At 42.5% G+C, this 775-nt stretch carries 1 protein-coding gene; it reads left to right on the top strand.

All coding sequences use genetic code 11. From position 1 onward, the window contains the following. A partial coding sequence (serS, locus tag A3735_RS04790) for a serine--tRNA ligase (RefSeq protein WP_068637666.1) occupies positions 1-775 on the top strand: 775 nt, incomplete at both ends.

Raw genomic sequence — 775 nt, 5'->3', positions numbered from 1 at the left:
TAAGCAAATACAGTCAAAGACTGAAGAGCTTCAAAATGAACGCAACACTCGCTCAAAATCGATTGGTAAAGCCAAAGCGGCCGGAGAAGATATTGCGCCACTAATTGCCGAAATGGATACAATTGGTGCTTCTTTAGAATCTGCAAAGGCGGAATTAAGTGAAGTGCAGGATCAGTTAAACGATTTGCTTGCAGGCATGCCTAATATACCAGACTCTGAAGTGCCTGAAGGTAATTCTGAAGATGATAACGTCGAAGTATTAAAGTGGGGTGAGCCTGGAAAATTTGATTTCGAGGTTAAAGATCACGTAGCTTTAGGTGACATCAATAAACAATTAGACTTTGAAACTGCAAGTAAATTGACCGGTTCACGTTTTGTGGTGATGCGCGGACAGTTAGCCAAGCTTCATCGTGCTTTAGCGCAGTTCATGCTTGATACGCATTCAGCTGAAAATGGTTATGAAGAAGTCTACCTTCCTTACGTTGTTAATAGTGACTCATTGTTCGGAACTGGTCAGTTACCGAAGTTTGAAGAAGATTTATTTAAATTGCATGCAGACAGAGAGTTTTACTTAATCCCGACGGCAGAGGTTCCTGCAACCAATATTGTTCGCGATGAGATTATCGACTCGGCCAAGCTGCCTATCAAACTTGTTTGCCATACACCATGTTTTAGAAGTGAGGCTGGATCCTATGGTCGTGATGTGCGCGGTATGATTCGTCAGCATCAATTCGACAAGGTTGAGATGGTTCAGATCGTTAAGCCGGAAGATTCA

The sequence above is a fragment of the Oleiphilus sp. HI0061 genome (genome assembly GCF_001635675.1).
This window is presented reverse-complemented; position numbering and strand designations above follow the sequence as displayed.